We start from the raw sequence: 20,177 nt of genomic DNA, 5'->3' as shown, positions 1-20,177 counted from the left end.
ATTACTCTTAGCCCATTGTTCTTCTAACTTACCGATCATTTCCTTTCGGAAGGAATTTCTTTCTTCTTTATTCATTGGTATATTGCTATTTTATTTTTCCTCATTGCTGTATCGCTCTGCACTTGTCATCTTTCGAAAACCTACCCTCAATGGTCTTTACACCCCCTTCGGTTCCCCCGTTCCCGGGGGACAGAAACCTTCTTTACCATTAAAAAAGGCTTTTTCTACCTCTCCGTCTCTCCTGCAAGGAGAGCTCCACTTTCTCCCCAAGCCCCTCTTCCTCAGGAAGCGGGGATGTAACCGCCCTCCGGTGTTCGGAACCGCTGCGCTCTAAGGTTGGCGGACCATCAAAGGTCTCGCCAGATTGTGCGGGATGGGACCGCCGGGGGACAAGCTTGATGATGGGGACCGGCTTGATGATGGGGACCGGCGGGGGGACGGGAGTTAGAGCTCTACATCCTCATCTACTGTTAAGATGAATTTCGAGGCATTCATGCTCTTCATTAACCGGATGTTCAGATTGATTAAATCACGATATTCATCTAGGGCTGGGGTGTTGATGTCGGTATAACCGTGAAAACCACCCATACCTGTTGCGTCGTTTATCTTTACTACATCTACAAAATAGATGTCACCATCTTGAGTTTTCACTCTTTTCAATACAAATTGTTTTAGTTTCAGCATTTCATTTTATCCTTTAGATTCATACTGTGGTTGGTCTATGACTGGCACCTTATGAAGCAGTACATAACGCTGCAACAACTGGCGCCAAACCAATAGACGCGTTCCTTTCCATAATTCAACGGCTGCCGCTACAAGAATGTTAAATGTTGAATGTTGAATGTTGAATGCTTTGGCAACAGCCTCTGACATTGCATCTATATCATTCGTATAGTCGATGTCTGTTTCTATCGAAAATCCACCTATCCCATTGACCTTTTCAAATCTATATTCGCTTTGTGTGAGCAAGTAGAGTAAGCGAGGATATTTCTTCGCCTCTAAATCTGCGAGAAAAGCCTCTTGCTCTTTACTGCTTTGTGATGCGTAATAATCATAGAATCCTCCCCATGAACAGATGGCCTTTACCTTTCCACCATCTGTATTCACCAGTGCAAAATGGGCATAATACTCATAGTCCTCATCGAAGTCCGTGGAGTTTTTATCAGACTCACTACCTTTATCCTGGAAGACTTCCCGAAGATTACAGCGGAGGATGAGCTCTGTGATTCCATTATGATGCAACACCGTATAATCATGTCCTTCCGGGATGATTGCTCCAGAAGTAGGTGTAAGAAATGGACGTAATTTGGCATCAGGAATCAGTTCATTCAACCACCCTTCAAGGGAGATTTCACCTGCCTTAAAGTAATTGGAAAGAATACGAAAGTTATTGCGCATCTTTTCGTCTATTTGTCCTAATACCTTTTGCTGCTGGGCAACAGTGATTTCTTCTTTCTTGCTTTCGTATGCAAAATCCGACATACTCTGATTGCGATAGACAGGCAATCTCTTTTGATAATCCAAAAAAAGATTGCGCAATGTTTGACAGGCATTCTCGGATGGCTGTTTGGCTTGAAGATAGCCAATCATCTGATCGATGGCACGCCACACACCCACAGCCTCAGCTTTTGGTCCCTTGGTTGCCTCATGCTCTACCTGCATATCGTATTGACGAACGTTGGAAAAACTGAGACAGAGGTTGTTACCAAATCTCACAAAAAGATGGCGGTCTTTCTTGCCCTTGTTCTTGATTTGCTTGACCACGCCAACCCAACCTGCCAAAGGTCCACTGAATATGCGGACGGTATCATTCTCCTGAATGAGGTCATCATATCGCTTGCTTACAATACTCAATCCCTCTACACCATCTGCCATTTTATCACTGAAATAAATAAAATGCTCCATGTCTTCATCTGGGATTGTTGCCGTTCTGATAATGTCATCCGGAGATAAATTCTTGACATCCTTACAAAGAAGATGTGCGCTTGAGACAAGCTTTCCTTTCTGCAGTTCGCCTGTTTCCAGGCTACGGATGATATCTTCATAGACAAAATATCCCCAAGGTGTCAGTATTTTCTTCAAGACCTTTATGCTGTCTGCCTTGATAAACAGTAATCCATATATCAGCGGACGAAAACGGAAACGTTCTTCTCCCTGGGCATTGACATACTTCGTTCGGCATTTTGGCAGATAGACAAACTTCACTATGCCAGGATACGTATTTTCAAGAAACTCTTTCGTGCTTTGTTCTTGAAATTTATCTGTATTGACTATAAACCACATTGTCTAGAGTTAAGAATTTACAGGTGAAAGCTTACAGATGAAAATTGCTAAATATTAACGGCAGTTAGCTACAGGATACATCTCGGTTTCTCCTGAAAAGATTCCTCTTCCCGGATTATTGGGGTTGTGATATGTATCACAGCATTGATAAATCAACAGACTAACTTCCACTAATTTTCAATACTTTTATGTCTTTCGGTCTTCTGCATACATGATGCATGTAAGCCCGTATATAGCAAATTGTTTGTCATACGCTTCGCTTATATGAAAGCCATATTTATAGTTCTTATTTCACTACACTCTTCTGAATCTCTACATAAGAGATACAGAAATGCCGAAAACTTTCGTTCAATCAACGACTTAGGAAATTATGTACGAAAAGAAGCGTAAAAAAATGTTGATTTTCGTAGAACGATATTAATTTTTTAACACCCATAATTTGCTTGTTTCCAACATTTTTCGTATTTTTGCAAGGTAATTCTGTATCTCTTATGTAGAGATTCAGAAAAATCGGTTCATTTTGGTTCATTTTACAAAATCCCTCTTTTTATTCTTTTTTGTGGCTTATAGAGCTGCCAGTATCTTGGCGTTGGCATCATCTACTTCTGAGCTTTTGATGGAGCGGAGATAGATTTGTGTGGTGGTTTCGGAATGATGTCCCAATGCCTCGCTGATGACTGAAATAGAGATATGATTGTCTCTTGCCGTCGTTGCCCAGGAATGGCGGGCGATATAAAGGGTAAGCTTGCCCTTGATGCCTATCTTAGTTCCTAACTTCCTGAGATGGTATGAGATACGGGCTTCTGCATTGTGATATAGGCGCACCTCTTCCTGCATTTTGTCAATAGTTTTGTCCTGTCTTTTGTTTCCATCATCAACAAGGAAAGGAAAGAGATAAGATGAGGAGGCGGTCTGCGCCTGGTACTTTTCCATCAACTCCTGCATCTCCTTCTCCCATCGGATGGTGAGGCGCTGTCTGGTCTTGCTTCGGGTATAATGAAGATAACCGTCCTTGAGGTCGGATTTACGGAGGTGAACCAGGTCGATGAAAGAGATACCCCGCAGATAGAAACTCATCAGGAATGTATCTCTTGCCATCTCTTCCTTGGAAGTGAGATCCTTGACAGATTGCAGACTCTTGATCTGGCTGACATTCTCTGTAGGTATGGCTCTCTTGCGGGTTTTGGCTATACCGGTATAGACATCCGTGAAGGGATACTGCTGTGGCGTCAGTCCCTTTGCCACAGCTTTGTTGTAGGTGGCACGAAGGATGCGGAGATAGAAGGAGCTGGTGTTTCTGCATACCTCCGCCGTATGATGCAGGTATGCCTCATACGAGCGCATCACTTCTGCATCTAACTCTTTTAGGGCAATATCCTTGTTGTCTCGGTATCGCTTAAAACTATTGAGGGTTGCCTTGTAATGCAGCGAGGTGCGGTATTGCCCGTTTTTCATCAACAGGGCGATGAGGAGGTTCATGAACTGGAATAACGACTCTGATGTTTTCTTGTTTTTTGACATAACGATTGTGTATTTATGAAGTTTATTAATATATGATAGGGGCACCTCTGTCTCTATTCAAGAAACAAAGATGCCCCTATATAATATATTAATGTGTCAAGGACGCCAGTTCGTATGTAAAACCACTTCACACGGTCGGCACCATTTTGAAAGAAGGAGACTTCATCTTATCAGTATCGATTTTACTTAATTCTTGCTTTATATTCTTTCATAAAATCGTTTTTTTTGATGTAAAAATAATATATTTTATTGAATATCAAGCAAATAAAATAGTTTAACCTTGTTATTTTCCTATTCTATTGTGGCAGTTGACCCAATTCTGTTGTGGCAGTTGCCCCTTTTTCATTGTGGCAGTTGGCGCATTTCCGTTGTGGCAGTTGGCGGAATTATTTTTTCTGATACACCCTTACATAATCGATGAGATACTTCATCGGGAGGGCGGAATCATCTATCGCTCCACCATTATCACCGCCCAGGGCAAGATTGAGCAAAAGATACTGCGGCTTCTTGAAAGGCTGCTCGCCATTGCCCAGTTTGCCATTCACCGCCTCTGCCTGACTAATCTCGTTGAGGAGTTCATCGTCCAGATAAAGACGGATGCTCTGCTCATCCCAATCCATGCGCCAAACGTGGAACTTATCAGCCCACTGCGCATCACGATCGGTGAAATGGGTGAAGGGGATTGCCTTGCTGTTCCATTTCGCCGTCCAAGGCTTATCGGTTCCCCAGCAGGCATTGGCAAGGATATGAGGCACTCCCTGCTTGCGATAATACTCCATCATGTCGATTTCCCCATTCGATGGCCAGTCCATGCCGCGCCCCAGAAGCCAGATGGCAGGCCAGGCTCCACCCGCTGTAGGAATCTTAGCCCTGACCTCTACCCTGCCATAGAGAAACTCCTTCTTTTCTGCCGTATTTACCGAGGCTGAGGTATATTGTATCTTTTCGATGTTCTCAGGCCATCGGCTACTGCCCTTCCGGAAACCGGGATTCCGGCGAGGCTTCTTCTCCTTGCGTGCCTCGATGACGAGATTGCCATCCTTGCAATAGGCATTGGCTTTCTGATACCATTGCGTCTCATGATTGCGCTTGAATCCCTCCTCGTAGTTCCATACCTTGGCATCGAGAAGTCCATCGGTATTGAACTCATCACTCCATACCAGTTTCCACTTGTTCTGAGCCATCAGGGCAGATGGAGCGAAAGCCATCGCCATAACTCCGAACGCCATTCCCATTTTCTGCTTTACATTCATTTTGATGATTGTTTTGTTTTTATTTCCTATAATTGTCAGTATTTGCACAATACAACGATTGATGGCGCAAAATTACAAAATATCAATAAAATGGAGGACTAATTTTAGATAATTCAAGGTAAAATATCGATATTTTACATAAAAAACGGACTGTCCCGTGAATCAACGGCATCATGATGCCCAGCCTATACCGAATACATTGGAATAAAATGAAAAAGCAGAATATCAGCTGATATCCTGCTTTTTCTCTTACAAACTCTCACCCAAATCTTTTCTAAATTTCTCGGCAAGTTCTTCCTGCCAATAGCCTACTTCTTTCAGGCGGTCAAAGAAGAAACGAAGAACAGAAGGCTCTTCTACCCATTGCAAACCACCAATAAACTGGCGATTATCCCAAAGCCACTTCACACGGTCGGCAACATACTTCTCGCCTCCATCGTACGGACATCAATACCACCATAAGTAAGGAATCCCTCATACAGAGGAATATACTCCATCATCTGCTGGGTATATTTAGGATCCTTGGAAGTGATGATTCCACCCTTGGAGAAACTCAGCTTACGATCAGGAAGCAACAATGGAATGACTGAACTTATGATGCTTGACCATCCAGCGGTATACAACCACACAGATGATAACAGAGAACAGCGAGCCGAGCCACGTAGTGATACCCATAGGATAGAGTGTATCCGGATACATCATTGATGCAAGATAAGCCAACGGAATTCTTACCAGGATGACCGACAGGAAATTATAAACAAAAGAAATGATGGAATAGCCACAGGCTGTAAACAAGCCTGAGAAGCAGAAGTGAATGCCGGCAAAAAGACAATCATAAATATATCCCTGCAGATAAACGGCTCCTTTTTCAACGACAACAGGATCATCTGTAAAGATACCCACTGCCACCTCCGGGAAAATCTCCCAAACGGCAATCATCAACATGCCATAACCAAAGATGATGACAAGAGAACAGCGCAAAGTTTTAAGCACACGGCCTACATTGCCTGCACCATAGTTCTGGGAACAGATGGCTGATACGGTAGACAACATAGCAGAAGGAAGAATAAAAACCAGACCGATAAACTTCTCTACGATGCCCACAGCACCGGCATCATACACGCCTCGTCCATTGGCAATCACGGCAATGGCAAGAAAGCCCAACTGTATGAAACCATCCTGCATGGCTATCGGAAAGCCTATTTTCAGAATACTTTTTACCGTCTGACGGTTTGGACGGAAATCATGTCTGTGAACATCAAATACTTCTCGGTGACGTCTGATGGCAATGAGGGCTACGATCACACTAAACATCTGCGATAAGGTAGTGCCCAATGCAGCACCTCGGGCTCCCCACCCCAGATATCCGATAAAGAAAAAGTCGAGAAGGATGTTCACCACACAGGCCACAGCCACGAAATACATCGGACTCTTCGAATCGCCCAAACCACGGAAGATAGAGGCTATCACATTATAAGCCATGATGAAAGGAATGCCGATAAAGCATACCATAAGATAATCACGGGTACCTTCTATAGCCTCTGGTGGCGTATCCATCAGGCGGACAATACCATCACGGCAACAAAGCAACACCACTGCCAGCAATATACTCAAGGTAAAGAACATGGTAGCAGTATTACCAATAACCCGGGAAGCCCTGCGCTGATCCTTAGCACCGATGGCATGAGCCGTATTAACCGTGGTACCCATAGCCTGACCAATGACTACGCAAGTAACAAAATACATTACCTGCGCACCATTAGATACAGCCGTAGTACTATCTACATTACAATATCTACCTATCACGAAAAGATCGGCCAAACCATAGAGAATCTGTAGGAAATAAGCCAAAATATAAGGTAACAGAAAGGTCGTGATATTCCCCCAAATGCTACCTTGTGTCAAGTCTGTTCTATTCATCGGTTGCAAAGGTAATATAAAAAACAGAAAAAGCAAGACTATCTTACTTATTTTTTTCTCATATTCTGCAAATTTGTGATATAGCACCAACATTCACGGAGCCGTGGTAACCTCATACCGGACATACATAAAAAAAACTCCGAAAAACCAAGAATTGATTCTTCGGAGTTTTTTGTACACCCTTAGGGATTCGAACCCTAGACCCACTGATTAAGAGTCAGTTGCTCTACCAACTGAGCTAAGGGTGCCTCTGCAAAAAGCTTTGTTTTCAAAAGCGAGTGCAAAGGTAATACATTTTTCTGAAACCACCAAATTTTTATGGATATTTTTTGATAAAAACTTTCATTTTATCCATAATAATCGGTTGATGAAAGCATTATTCCTTCAGCCAACCACCTATCAGACTGATGATTTCCTGTCGTGTAGGCTCTGGGAACGACAAGATGCGAGTTTTGTGCGAACCGCCATGACACATATAAACATGCAGGTTCTTCTTGTTCTTGGTGAAAGGTAAGCCATAAATGCCCGAAGCTCCCCATGGGTCGATATCGCCATAAATATAAACCATCTTCGGATCATTCTTGGTCAGGAACTCAACCGTATGATTATAGAGTGCTGGCGAGAACTTCACGTTTTCAGCTCCCTTTGGCACCATCAGTTTCTTCAGATATCCCTTAGCCGTCTTGATACTGAGATATTTCTTGAATGGTTTGGTATAATAGCCGTAATAACCCAACTCCCGGGCTGCCTGCACATCAAATGAGGCTGTGGCATTATAATTGGTGAAATAGTTAGGCTCACACATATTGATCCAGTAATCAAACACCGTCTTGTCATCAGCCTCTCTTGCAGGAATCTTGTTGATGTCTTCTCCCCACTGCCAGAAAGCAAAGGCGTATTCGAATACAGAATAATCAAAAATCTCTGCCAGCGGAGCATTGAATACATATTTCTTATCGTTGCAATATTGCTCGAACATAGGTAGCAACGCAGCCTTTCGCTTGAAGAGGAGCAACTGGAAATCGAGCACCTTCTGTCGGTTTTCCTTGGTTGATACCTGATATTGCAGGAACTTCTCATGTCGTCCATCCTCCACACCCTTGTTGAGCGGAGCCACGTATGGCACAGAAATATCTACATCATCAGGGAAGTAAGAACGGTAGAACATCGTGGTCTGTCCGCCCTTGCTGATACCGGTAGCAATCCATTTTCCCTTATACATCGCATGCAGGGTCTGGTTTACATGATGCAGATCATAGAGCGAATTCTCAACGGTAAGATAATCCCAGTTGCAAGGACTAGGCATCGACTTGTCGAAATAGCGATACTCCACGGTAATGATGTTGGTATCGAAGAGCTTGGAAAGTTCCTCGATGTATCCTTCGCGCAACGCATAATTGGCATCATATCCTTCTGTCACGAGCACGGTAGGACGGTCGAATCCTCTATGGCAGAGCACCACCCTCTGTTCGAAATAGCCCTTGGATGCATCCTTGGCATCGAGCTGTTGCTTGATAAAGAACACATACTTTTCTGGGAAATGCGTACTTTTCAGCGTTTCCACGTTACTTACTCCAGGCAATGCAGCCAGTTGCTTACCAGCCATTCCCAGTTCTGCCGCCAACATCTGCAAAGGCAGGATGAAGAGCAGCAGCATCAATTTCAAAAATCTCAGTTTCATCTTATTCTCTCTTTTTATTTATTATATCCTAAAATTCAAGATTGCAAAATACATTCTATATGTTTTCTAAACCTCTGCAAAGGTAATGATTTATTCTTGTTCGGCAAAGAGAAACCCCACCTTATTTATTAAATGGGCAGCAATTAAGGAAATCAGAACAAGAATCCTGCATTGATATAGAATCCTACATTCTTACCCAAGCTAGAATAATTAGCCTGGATGCTTACCGGACCCAATACGAAATCATAGGATGCCCGCAAGGCTCCTCCCCACAAATCATCACCGATGAGAATATGGGAAAACTTGCGGGCTTCCTTGCCATACTCTCCCAGAACGGTAAGATAGAACTTTCCTTTCACCCGATAGCGGAAACCAAGCTGACCTGTCACCACATTGCGCTCCAGCAGATGAACATGCTGTGCACTCTCCCATGCCACCTGCCAAGGCAGATAGTAACCGTCAGCAACTCCACCTGCATAATTCTGATAAATGGCAGGTACGGAACTGCCAAACAAGAAGCGGCTCTTGAGCTTAGGAAGCAGATAGAATCTGGAATTGAGACGTACGGCACATTCTCCTTGAAAAACAGCTTCACCGAAAGGATTATCATCAGCATAATGTATTCCGTCATCCGTATGCAGAATGCCCTGAACCTGAATGCGGGTGCCACGGGTCGGGAAATAACGGCGGTCGTAAGTATCCATCACAACAGATGCAAAGTAGTTCAAGAAATGGTCTGACGAACGTGTCTGTATGCTTCCGTCGCGTTCGAACATATCAGAATGATAATGGTAATAATCAAACTGCACTCCCGATTTCAATCTGAAATTACCGATATCGCGGGTATAGAATCCAGCGAAAGAATGCGAAAGAAACTCCAGGGCATCCAACTTATGCTTGTCCGCATAAAGGTCGAAATCATAATGAGCCATACGATAGGAAATGCCTATTTTCGCTCCGAAAAGGTTGCCATAGGCATATTTCATTTCCAGATAGGGATTACGGGAAATGCGTCCTGTAAAGGCATAGTGATGACGGGTAGAAAACTGCTGGTTATTGGATATCTGAGCAATGACGCTCGCCAAATCCTGCGTATCAAAACGTGCACCTACACTGATTCTTCTCGATTCGTTGGGTTCCAGCATGAATACCAGGTCATAAGGTTCCTCGTTAGACTGTCTGTATTCTACACGCGAAAAGATATTCAGTCCTCTGAGCATAGCAAGTGTGCCATCTATCTCCTCAGGACTGACTTCCGAATTCTCCCGTAGAGCAATTTTCTTTCTAATCCACTTTTCCTCCTCTCCGCTGATGCCTTCTATCCGGATGCTTCCTATATGATAAGCTTCCGTCTGAGAAGGTTTCTGCAGTTTGAGGCGTTTATCCTGCAATGTATCATCAGAGACTACAGAATCACAAGCATCAGCATAGATATACTTTCTCAGAGCCATCAGCTCATCCCATTTCTGGCGGGCAGCCTGTTCTCCCCGCTGTATCATGGTATCAATGGCTTCAGATTGGAAACTGGCTGCCGAATAACCTTTCAGAGAAGGATTGATATAAAGATCGGCTTCAGCCATATTCTTCCGGTATTTGTTCTGCCCCATCATACTTATGAGCTGTTCTACAACAGAAGAAGCCGATTTCAGCTCTTCCTTCTTCTTCCAACCGGTACTCAAATCTACACAGATAATCACATCCGCTCCCATTTCCTTTGCCACATCAACCGGCAGATTGTTCAAGGCGCCGCCATCCACCAGCATCTTCCCTTTCCATTCTACCGGAGCAAACACGCCCGGTATCGACATGCTGGCACGCATCGCCAATGGCAACGAGCCCGAAGAAAACACCACCTCCTTGCCTTCTACCAAATCTACCGCCACGCAACGGAAAGGGATGGGTAAACGAGAGAAATCATCTACCTGATGATACCCCACGGTAAGTTTAGAGAAAAGATTCAGGATATTCTGCCCCTTCACATAACCGGTTGGCAACGAGACCTTCCTCTCTTTGGAAAGAGGAATATGAACGATATATTTCTCCCTTTCTTCTTTAGAGAGAAAAGTCTCCGATTCGCGTTTCACCTGGTCGCTCAAAAGGAAAAGCCAGTTCTGGTTACGGTAGAGGCTATCAATATCCGCAGCATCGTAGCCGATGGCATAAAGTCCGCCCACGATGGCACCGATACTGGTTCCGGCAATATAATCTACAGGAATATCAGCCTCTTCCAGCACCTTGAGCACACCTACTTCAGCCGCACCCTTGGCACCACCTCCACCCAACACGAGCCCCACCTTCTTGCGTGGCTGCTGGGCTTGTAGAGGAGTATGAGCAAAGAAGCAGCAGAATAAAACCAAAAAACATAATATCTTATCTCGATGTACCATCATATTGCTCCTTTTTAAAATGAATAACTGGCACGGCAAAGATACGAAGAAAGATTGGAACTCGCAAGAAAATCTGAAAGAAAATGGCAGAGGGCACTGAAATTTAAAGGATTATGCGAATCAATCCAGATGCTGCAAAAATCAAAGATAACAAAAAGATTCGCCACCTTTTTTATATTATCCTCCATTTTTCTTGCAAAATCAAAATATTCATCGTATCTTTGCAAATAGAATTTGTAGCAAGGCGAATAGCTCGCAAAAAGCTATCCTGAAAACATAGGAGATTAGATTATGACAGAAATGAACGATAGAAGATTGCCCGTAGGTATCCAGTCTTTTGAAAAAATTAGAAAGGAAGGATACCTATATGTTGACAAGACAGATATCATCTGGCAACTTGCCAACAGAAATAAAACGTATAATTACCTAAGCCGCCCACGCCGCTTTGGCAAGTCGATTCTCGTGGATACACTCCAGGCTTACTTCGAGGGGAAAAAGGAACTCTTCGAAGGATTGAAGGTGATGAAGCTAGAGAAAGACTGGACCTGCTATCCCGTAATTCGACTCGACATGAGTTGCGGAGGAGCTACCCCCGAAGAACTCAACTCCTATCTCGACGATGCCTTCTATAAACTCGAACAGAAGTATGAAGTTGCGGTACGTCCGGAGGTTTCCCTTGCCGTACGTTTCCAGAACATCATCGAAACGATGTTTCAAAAGACCGGAAAACAGGCGGTTATTCTTATCGACGAGTATGATTCTCCATTGCAGCACTCCTGGAAGACTCCTCAGCATGATGCCTGCACAGCTATCTATAAATCCGTATTTGCCGTCTTGAAAAAAGAAGACGAACACGAGCGCTTCGTCTTCATCACGGGCATCACCAAGTTCACACAAATCTCCCTCTTCTCCGTGCTCAACAACCTGAGCAACATCAGTTTTGATGCACCCTACGCCACTATCTGCGGCATTTCGAAACAGGAAGCTGCCGACAACTTCATGCCTGAGATTGAGGCGATGGGAGAAGAAAACGGATGGACTCCTGAGGAGACCCTGAAGCAGCTCACTGCCTATTACGACGGATATCATTTCTGCCGCAAAAATATGGTGGATATTTTCAATCCGTTCAGCCTCATCAATGCCCTGGATGATAGGGAATTGAGAAATTACTGGGCTTCATCAGGGGCCACTTCCCTATTGCCAAAGTTTGTGGATGACATGGAGATGAAGATGGAATATTTTGACCATTGCTTCATCGAGCGCGACACCCTGGAAACATCGGATGTGGTGAATGGCGGAGCCGAACTCTTCCTCTATCAGTCGGGGTATCTCACCATCAAGGGTTACGACGATGGCGTTTACATCCTGGGCTTCCCTAACTTTGAAGTTCGCAAGGCATTATACAGCGTAGTGGTTCCAGCCTTGACCATGAAGTCGAATTCGGAAGTGGTTTCTGCGCAGAGCTTCCTCAGAAAAATGATGCAGGACGGCAACACCGCAGAAGCCAAGAAGGCATTAAAGGCTCTAATCGCCGATGTTCCATACAGCAACAAGAAGATGGCGAGTATGGATATGGAGGAGCGTTACCGGCTGATAATGAGCACGATATTCAGAGCCTTGGGATTTAGGGTGGAAGTAGAGAGAATGCTAGCCACTGGCAGAATTGATATGATTGTAGAGGTTCCATCCATCATCTACGTCCTGGAACTGAAGCTATCTAACAATGGCGGCATTTCTGCAGCCGAGAGCCAGATAAAGGAAAAGAGCTACACAGAACCATTCAAGGCCGACAAGCGCAAGGTCATCGCCCTGGCAGTGGAACTTGATGAAACAGGCAAGGGATTGATAGATTGGAAAGAAGTGGATGAGTCTTTGTAAAATACAACTTCAAACAAACATCCCGCCAGGTGTCCTACCGGATGCAAAATCCGTTGGGACACCTGGCGGGTTCTTTTGTTTATCATAAAGACTAATGATAATCCTTTCTTTCTATCCTCCTGGCTCGCATGTTCAGCTTACGAGGATCTTGGCGCAAATCCCAGAGATCCACCAGCCAGATGATATCTTTCTCTTCATTATAGAAATAGATAATCTTGAAGTTCTTCATGATGATGGCACTACGAAACTCCATAGTTTCATTACGGAAATGAGCTACTATAGGATAACGCTTAGGCATAAATTCTAATAAACGCTTAATTTCCTTATATTGTGTTTGCCACTTACGAGCAGTTTTTAATCCAAACTCTTGCAAGGCATACTCAATACACTTTTTATCTCCTTCTTGAAAAGGGCATCAGTTTTTATTTCCATTCTGCAATCATCTTTTCTATCTCAGCATCCAAAACGGAAATTGGCTCTCCATAATTAGGATCATCCAACTTATCCAAAATGCTCTCGCAATGCTCCATCACCTGCTCCAGCGAGCGCCCCATAGGATAGGAATCGGTGTCGTAAGCCTCATCCCATGATACTGATGCTGCTGATGATGCAGCCGAACGATAAGCAGGCGATGGCTCACAAACCTTATCCCCTGCTACCTTAGATTCATCGATATGATATTTCTTTTCCTCCATATTTCTTTCGTTTTTAAAGTTCCACGTTACTTATTGGTGCAAAAATACGAAGAAAGATTGGAAACCGCAAGAAAATCTACAAGAAAATGGCAGAGAACGCTGAAATTTAATGGATTATGCGGATAATCTTTCCACGCAAAGAACAACAAAGCCAGCCTCCTCTTGCGAAAAAGCTGGCTTTCTTTATCATTATTACAGCAAATACTCTTACATATCAAACAGATTACCTGTTGCCACAGAATACGATACCTTACACTGGTTGCAGATATCAGTAATCGTAGCGCCACTTCCACTCAACGAGTAGAACACGCTCTCGCCTATTAAAACATACTCCCAGGTGCGGTTCATTCTATCCTTAGACTCCAACGCGTTGATTTTCTTTATCCACTCGATGGTTGCCGTCTGTTTCTGACGCACGTTCACGTCATCTACCTTATCGTCGCCCTTGGTTTCTATCAGATAAACTTTATCAGCTGTAGCCACGATGAAATCTGGATGATACGTTGCCATCAAGCCATCCTTCCTTACATAGAAGATGATGGCGAAGGAATGGCCACTCTCATTAATCTTCAGAAATCTTTCTACCTCGGCATCCCTATTCAGAAAGTCAATGAATGCCTTTTCCAAACCTCCACCATGAGATGGATAACCTAGTCGGGGATAGATGCACTTCTGTACCTCCATGGAATAAGACTCTCTCATCTTGATGGCTTTGAGCGAAGAGAAATCTGTATGGCTCACCTCAGCATCTACCGTAGTCAGGCGGTTCTGCATTTTATAGATTGCCACCGCAAACTGCTCTACGATATGCTTCGTCACGATGCCATCCTTCGCCAGTAATATCTTCCAGTCGCTTCCCTGGAACGGGTCGAAAGACATGGTGAAAAGCCTCTTACGGATGTACCAGTCCATCACCTGCACTGTTTGGGCACCATTAATCTGAATTGTTGGGAAGCCCTGTCGGCGACAGTTCTCAAAGCGCAAAGTTACTACCTTCAGCAACTTCTGCAGATATTCATTATATCCATTGGCATTGAAGAGATTAGCCGTTACCTTATACTTACCAAAGGTAGTCTTTGTCAAAGATTCCTGCGATACGAAGGTCTCCCCCTCCTTTGCCAGGAACTTACGGAGCAAAGACAGCGGATACATCGTGAATGGCTGTAAATCATCTAAATCTATTTCTGCATCTTCCAACTCTTCTAAGGAATCATGCAGAATAACCGGCCATTGGAAATCATACTTTTCGTAATCCTCACGAAGTCCTACAGTCAGAATATCTCCAGTGGCGCCTCCGGTACCCACGTCGCCTTCATCCACAGCCACCAAGCCCTGATCCTGCAAATCATCATAAAACTTGATGAAAGCCGGATGTTCCACGATGGACAGGGTGTCAATATAGGTGCGGGGAGGCTGATGGTTCTTCAACACCCTGAGACGGTCTTCACGCTTGATGTCGATATAATCAGACTCTCGCCACATCAGTCGCAAACCTCTGCCCACCAACTGCTCTAGCAGGATTGGCGCCTGCGAAGAACGCAGCGGTACGAGCACACAGATGTTGTTGACGTCGAAGCCCTCACGGAGCATCAGTACCGAGATGACCACCTTCGGACTCTTATACCTATCTATATCGAAGAGCTTCTTCTTGATTTCCAGCCATTCCTCATCCTTCACCTCGCCCTGCTTGTTGCTGTCGATGGTAACGATGTCTTCATCTTCCAGACCTTCCGACTTCAGAAACTCTTCTACAAAAGGAGATACCGTGGTGTCCTGGCAGACGATGAGCATCTTCGGGTTCTTAGACGCATCATTCTTCAGAAATTCTTCTTCCAGTTTGTTCAGCTTGGTCAATCCGGCACGGAGCATCATGCGCTGACCTTCGCTCAGCCCTACTACCTTTCCCTGCTCATCACGCTCGGCGTTGTAATCCAGGTTCTCCAGGTCGGTGAGTTCCTGTCGACGGTCGAGCAGCAACAGTTTCACCAGTCCCTGCTTCATCGCCATAGGCAAGTCGAAGTCAACAATGATATGAGGGAAGAAGAGTTTCACCTGCTTCTCTCCGGCACCCTTCGTATCAAAAGGAGTAGCAGAGAAGTCCACCTGTATGAATTTTGTACCCTTGGTGGCACTGATGGCATTCAGGCCTCTTTGCCATTCCACCTCCTCGGTTTCGCCATTACGCTTGATTTCGTGAATATGATGAGCCTCATCATTGATTACCATCAAATCCTTTAAACCAGCCAGATATTCCAGTTCGGTGCCACCCAAGGCACGGCGGTCGAGCATGCCGAGGTCGTTGCCCGCCGACTTTCCCGGACGGATAGGCAACAGGTCGCTGATGATTTCAGCAGGTGTCACCGTGCTGGAATCGTCCACATCCTCATCCTGTTCCTTCTCTTCCATCTGATTTTCAAACAGATGCCAGTTGGTCAGGGCAATCAGTCCCTCGCCGGTGGTCTTCCTGCCGATGCCATCTTCCTTGGTCACCACATTGTTCTGTATGAACGAAAACACCTCGTCACGATAACGCTCGGGGATGAACACCTCCTGGTTCATGTAGTAGTCGTTGGTCTGAGGGTCACGATATTCCTCATCGCGCTTCTTTCTGCCGCAGAAGGCATCCAGCAGACGGTCGTAAACAATCAGACCCGGAGCCACAACCAGGAACTTCTGCGTAAATCGTCCGCTCTCCACATCCTCGTGCCGGGCATTCAGCATCTGCCAGATGATCAAGGCATGCATCACCCACGTCTTTCCCGTGCCCGTTGCCATCTTCACTGCATACTTAGGCATCTGATATTTAGGCTTGGCAAGCTGAGCCAGGTCGGCCCTATCCATCAGTTCCGGAATGATGCCCTGATAGGCATCCATCACGCAGTTTTCTCCCATCACTTCGTGCAGATAGATGATGTTGAGGATAGCCTGTCGCTGACCCTCATGGAAATTTCTCACACGCTCGTTACAGAAACCCTCTCCAAACCAATAGTTTAAGAGCGAGGCGGTGGTTGGGGTCACCTTCTCCAGCATCTCCCCACTCTTCCAGGCGGCATTGACCACATCGGTGAGCCGATGCGCCAATTCCAAAGATATATTACTTGAATTGATAGCCATAGTCGTAATCTCCTATTCGTTCTTAACACTAACACTTCACATCCAGGATAACCTGACTCTCGAATCCGAACACATCCACCGCCTTGACGCAGACTTTTCGCTCGTCCTTATGCGGCATGGCAATTCGGGTGGAATATACGCAGTGCAGCGGGTCGCTGTCGTTATCCACGTTCTCACGATAATCCTGCCAAGTGCTGCGGAAGGTATCGCCGTCATAATCAGGGTCGATGCTCCAATATTCTATCAGCGAGAGAGGGTCCTGCTCCATCACCTGCTGCAACTTCTCCTTGTCCTTATCATCCAGCGGAATATTATCTGGCGAGAGCAGCACATAGTTGCTGAGACTGATGTCGAGTTCATCCTCGCCATTGCCGTTCACGGTTACCTCCACAGGGTTCACCACCAGATACTGCAAAGAAGAGAAGCGGACGGTTTTGTCGGCAATGAGCTTCTTGAAACCTTTCTTGGATAGCTTGTCGAGCAGATCGGGCGGAATCACCAGCACCTCTACATTGCTGTTCTTATATTTCTCGATGGCTTGCGAGATGTCGAAGGCGAAGTTCCAGCCAAGCACGATGACTTTATCCCAGTCGCCGCCGAGCAGAGAAGCCTTGGCTTCCACGGCACGGCGAACGGTAGCAGCAGTGGTCAGGCGGTTAGGGCTATCCACCATCACCAGGTTTCGGGTGCCCTTTACGTAACCGAAGTTTCTGTCGCTCACCTGCTCTGGAGAGAATGGTAAGGCACCGAAGAGGCCTAAGACTACCTGAGAGAGATCGCCCACTCGGCGGAGTTTCTTGTTGTTATGGAAAGCCTCTTTCTGATAGTCGCCGATGCTCTGATAGAGGAACGGATTTACTTCCTGGTCGATAAAGCGCTTGCGCATGACGAGGGCTGCCGGCTTGCCGATGTCGCAGGTAATCCAGCGACGACCCAGTTTTTCGGCAACCGCTGCTGTGGTGCCGCTGCCACCGAAGAAATCACAGACGAGGTCGCCTTCGTTGGAAGATGCCTTGATGATACGTTCGAGGAGGGCTTCGGGTTTTTGTGTGGCGTAGTCAATTCTTTCTTTTGCTTGGGAATTTACAGGAGGTATATCATCCCAGAGTCCACTAATTATACTACCTTTAAGAGAATCTAAATATCGTTTAAACCTCGGCCTATTATTAGCTGTCATAACAATGAGTCCTTCTTCACATAATTTGTCTATATTCTCTTGCGAATATCTCCAATGAGTTCCTGGTGGTGGAGTCAACTTCTGTCCCCAAAAATATCGAGCAGGACCTTCTCCTGGTGCTGTTAAATCACCCAATGCATATCTTCTTCCATCAGAATCTTGATTAGAATAATATTTATTGATATGTTCTTCAGAATGAGGCAAAAACTGAGCTGTCCATATATAATCGTAACTATTCTTATGATAATAGTAAATTGTATCGTGAATAACACCAAAACTCTGCTTTTGTGCATGTGATGTTGTTCGTTTCCATATAATTTCACTTGAAAAGTTCTCCTTTCCAAAAATCTCATCAAGAAGCAGTTTCACATAAGCCCCAACATGCCAATCAATATGAACAAAGATACTTCCCCTTTCAGAAAGCAATTCTTTCATCAGAACCAATCTTGGGTAAATCATTTTCAGATAAGAGATTGTTCCTTCTTCCCAAGTATCAGCATAGGCAAATTGTTCTACTACCGTTGGCTTCTGTTGAATTTTCACTCCTGGCAACGTAACCTTCGTCCTATAATCCGCCTTAGAATCAAACGGCGGGTCGATGTAGATCAAATCCACTTTGCCTCTTAATGAAGGCAAGCCCGTCTGAGGGTCTCCGGCTAGCAGCGCCTGCATGGTCAGGAGATTATCACCATACACCAGACGGTTCATCCAACTCCCCCCATCCTGGGCGGCATTGAATGCATTAGGGATATTGGGAACTTGCCCACGGAAGAATCCGGAGACATCCTTGCGAGGCAACACCAGCTCATTGGTTTGCAATCCAATGCGTGTGCCACTGCTCAATCGCTCGATGATGCGCTGAGCCTCTTGCCTACCTTCGCTTGCAATGCGAGGTAGTTCTTCAATCAATGATTTTGCCATAGCATTAAAGCTTAAATATAGTTTTAATGCGTAGCATGCTATTCTTTAAAACGAAGACTCCACCAAATACCCAAACGCAAGAACGTGGACAGTTCAACTCATCCACGTTCAGAGGTACTTGGCGGAAACCTATGTATACAGACAAGTCGAACGCCCACGTATATCGCAGGCGCTCGCACATTTATTCATGTATACATTCTTTCCACCGCCAAGTTTCCTGAACGTTTATCGAATAAACAGCAAACGCTATTATTTTAACCCACAAAAACAGACGTCATCGCCCTAGGGCGAATCAATCCGAATGCAAAGTAAATGCAAACGAGCGCAATGAAAGCTTGCTTTCAAATTGCCGAGTGCAGCTTTGCTTCTGCAAAGATACTGCAAAAATCAAAGATAACAAAAAGATTCGCCACCTTTTTTATATTATCCCCCATTTTTTCTTGCGAAATCAAAATATTCTTCTCAAAATCTTTGGAGTATCAATAATTATCTGTATCTTTGCAGAGTGAAATGTTTAAAAATTACAATTATGGCAACACAAGTATTACAATTCAATCAGGCTCAACAGGCGGTGCTCAATGTTATCTCTTGTTTACAGTCAGAACAGGACTTGGCAGACTTGAAACGAACATTAGTTAAGTTCATGAATGATCGCTTGCAGCGAGAAATGGATAAGCTTTGGGAATCTGGCGAAATGAGCAATGAAAAGTTGCAGGAAATGCAGTCAGAACATTTGCGCACGGCTTATAAATAAACTGACTATGCAGAGAAACATCGTCTTAGATACCAACTGTCTCTTGCAGATAATTGCAAGGAAAAGCAAGAATTATTTCTTATGGGAAGGATTCTTGAATGGGGACTATTGTCTCTGCTTTACAACTGAAATTCTAGAAGAATACGAAGAAATACTTTGTTTAAAAACGAATAGATTAATAGCAACTATGGTATTAGAGATTATAACTCAAGCTCCAAATACCCAAAGAGTTGATGCTCATTATCATTGGAATCTTATCACACAGGATCCCGATGATAATAAGTTTGTGGATTGTGCAGTCTTTGCTAATGCCGATTTCATTGTATCAGATGATAAACATTTCAAAGATTTAGAAAACATCGATTTTCCAAGAGTACTAGTAGTTAGATTAGAAGAGTTTGCCAGATTATACCGAAATCTTGGTGCCAATTAATTAAAACTCTTTTCATCATTGAATTGACACATATTTCGAGAGATAATATGTAAAAGAGCAGAAGCAAACACGGAAATACTCTTCACTCTTCACCAAACCCTCCGGAATACCGATAAACAGGGCGATTGCAGGGGTGAAGAGTTCGCAGCAGCTCTTCACC

General features: G+C 44.6%; 16 protein-coding genes and 1 tRNA gene. 3 read left to right on the top strand and 14 right to left on the bottom strand.

The window, feature by feature from the left end; genetic code table 11:
• Positions 1-444: 444 nt before the first annotated feature.
• From ACWJAO_RS09840 to ACWJAO_RS09795, 10 genes are all read right to left on the bottom strand, one after another.
• Positions 445-651 carry a hypothetical protein gene (locus ACWJAO_RS09840; RefSeq protein WP_294881731.1) on the bottom strand — a complete coding sequence of 69 codons (207 nt, stop codon included), beginning with the start codon at positions 649-651 and terminating at the stop codon, positions 445-447.
• A gap of 39 nt (positions 652-690) precedes the next feature.
• Positions 691-2,205 carry a hypothetical protein gene (locus ACWJAO_RS09835; protein ID WP_449140125.1) on the bottom strand — a complete coding sequence of 505 codons (1,515 nt, stop codon included), beginning with the start codon at positions 2,203-2,205 and terminating at the stop codon, positions 691-693.
• A gap of 642 nt (positions 2,206-2,847) precedes the next feature.
• Positions 2,848-3,804, bottom strand: coding sequence for a tyrosine-type recombinase/integrase (locus ACWJAO_RS09830; RefSeq protein ID WP_449140124.1), 957 nt, complete (start codon positions 3,802-3,804; stop codon positions 2,848-2,850).
• 386 nt (positions 3,805-4,190) lie between these two features.
• The gene (locus ACWJAO_RS09825) at positions 4,191-5,018 is read right to left on the bottom strand and encodes a glycoside hydrolase family 16 protein (RefSeq protein WP_449140126.1); all 828 of its coding nucleotides are present in this window, start codon (positions 5,016-5,018) and stop codon (positions 4,191-4,193) included.
• Between the two features lie 288 nt (positions 5,019-5,306).
• Positions 5,307-5,465 carry a hypothetical protein gene (locus ACWJAO_RS09820; protein ID WP_449140123.1) on the bottom strand — a complete coding sequence of 53 codons (159 nt, stop codon included), beginning with the start codon at positions 5,463-5,465 and terminating at the stop codon, positions 5,307-5,309.
• Positions 5,462-5,635: a hypothetical protein gene (locus ACWJAO_RS09815; RefSeq protein WP_449140122.1), complete on the bottom strand. Its 174-nt coding sequence runs from the start codon at positions 5,633-5,635 to the stop codon at positions 5,462-5,464. The genes ACWJAO_RS09820 and ACWJAO_RS09815 overlap by 4 nt, the downstream gene beginning before the upstream one ends.
• On the bottom strand, positions 5,622-6,977 hold the full coding sequence (locus ACWJAO_RS09810; RefSeq protein ID WP_449140121.1) for an MATE family efflux transporter: 1,356 nt from the start codon (positions 6,975-6,977) through the stop codon (positions 5,622-5,624). Before ACWJAO_RS09810 ends, ACWJAO_RS09815 begins: the two co-directional genes overlap by 14 nt.
• Positions 6,978-7,152: 175 nt before the next feature.
• Positions 7,153-7,225, bottom strand: a tRNA-Lys gene (locus tag ACWJAO_RS09805).
• A gap of 128 nt (positions 7,226-7,353) precedes the next feature.
• A complete protein-coding gene (locus ACWJAO_RS09800) occupies positions 7,354-8,658 on the bottom strand; it encodes a S28 family serine protease (protein ID WP_449140120.1) in 1,305 nt (434 codons plus the stop codon).
• A gap of 152 nt (positions 8,659-8,810) precedes the next feature.
• Positions 8,811-11,048: a patatin-like phospholipase family protein gene (locus ACWJAO_RS09795; RefSeq protein WP_287839808.1), complete on the bottom strand. Its 2,238-nt coding sequence runs from the start codon at positions 11,046-11,048 to the stop codon at positions 8,811-8,813.
• 288 nt (positions 11,049-11,336) lie between these two features.
• On the opposite strand from ACWJAO_RS09795, the gene ACWJAO_RS09790 reads away from it, so the two are divergent.
• Positions 11,337-12,923 carry an AAA family ATPase gene (locus ACWJAO_RS09790; protein ID WP_449140119.1) on the top strand — a complete coding sequence of 529 codons (1,587 nt, stop codon included), beginning with the start codon at positions 11,337-11,339 and terminating at the stop codon, positions 12,921-12,923.
• 91 nt (positions 12,924-13,014) lie between these two features.
• On the opposite strand, the gene ACWJAO_RS09785 is transcribed toward ACWJAO_RS09790, so the two are convergent.
• The 4 genes from ACWJAO_RS09785 to ACWJAO_RS09770 all read right to left on the bottom strand — a co-directional run bounded on the left by ACWJAO_RS09785 (position 13,015) and on the right by ACWJAO_RS09770 (position 18,830).
• Positions 13,015-13,176 (bottom strand): hypothetical protein, encoded by a 162-nt coding sequence (locus tag ACWJAO_RS09785; RefSeq protein ID WP_449140118.1) that lies wholly within the window; start codon positions 13,174-13,176, stop codon positions 13,015-13,017.
• 169 nt (positions 13,177-13,345) lie between these two features.
• Positions 13,346-13,618 (bottom strand): hypothetical protein, encoded by a 273-nt coding sequence (locus ACWJAO_RS09780; RefSeq protein WP_144151557.1) that lies wholly within the window; start codon positions 13,616-13,618, stop codon positions 13,346-13,348.
• A gap of 207 nt (positions 13,619-13,825) precedes the next feature.
• The gene (locus ACWJAO_RS09775) at positions 13,826-16,732 is read right to left on the bottom strand and encodes a DEAD/DEAH box helicase family protein (RefSeq protein WP_449140117.1); all 2,907 of its coding nucleotides are present in this window, start codon (positions 16,730-16,732) and stop codon (positions 13,826-13,828) included.
• Between the two features lie 28 nt (positions 16,733-16,760).
• Positions 16,761-18,830 (bottom strand): site-specific DNA-methyltransferase, encoded by a 2,070-nt coding sequence (locus tag ACWJAO_RS09770; protein ID WP_287853510.1) that lies wholly within the window; start codon positions 18,828-18,830, stop codon positions 16,761-16,763.
• A gap of 529 nt (positions 18,831-19,359) precedes the next feature.
• Here ACWJAO_RS09770 and ACWJAO_RS09765 point away from each other — a divergent pair.
• Positions 19,360-19,584 (top strand): dephospho-CoA kinase, encoded by a 225-nt coding sequence (locus ACWJAO_RS09765; protein WP_117727701.1) that lies wholly within the window; start codon positions 19,360-19,362, stop codon positions 19,582-19,584.
• Between the two features lie 7 nt (positions 19,585-19,591).
• Positions 19,592-20,017 carry a putative toxin-antitoxin system toxin component, PIN family gene (locus ACWJAO_RS09760; RefSeq protein WP_117727702.1) on the top strand — a complete coding sequence of 142 codons (426 nt, stop codon included), beginning with the start codon at positions 19,592-19,594 and terminating at the stop codon, positions 20,015-20,017.
• The last annotated feature ends 160 nt before the right edge of the window (positions 20,018-20,177 follow it).

It is taken from the genome of Segatella sp. (genome assembly GCF_977051555.1).
This window is presented reverse-complemented; position numbering and strand designations above follow the sequence as displayed.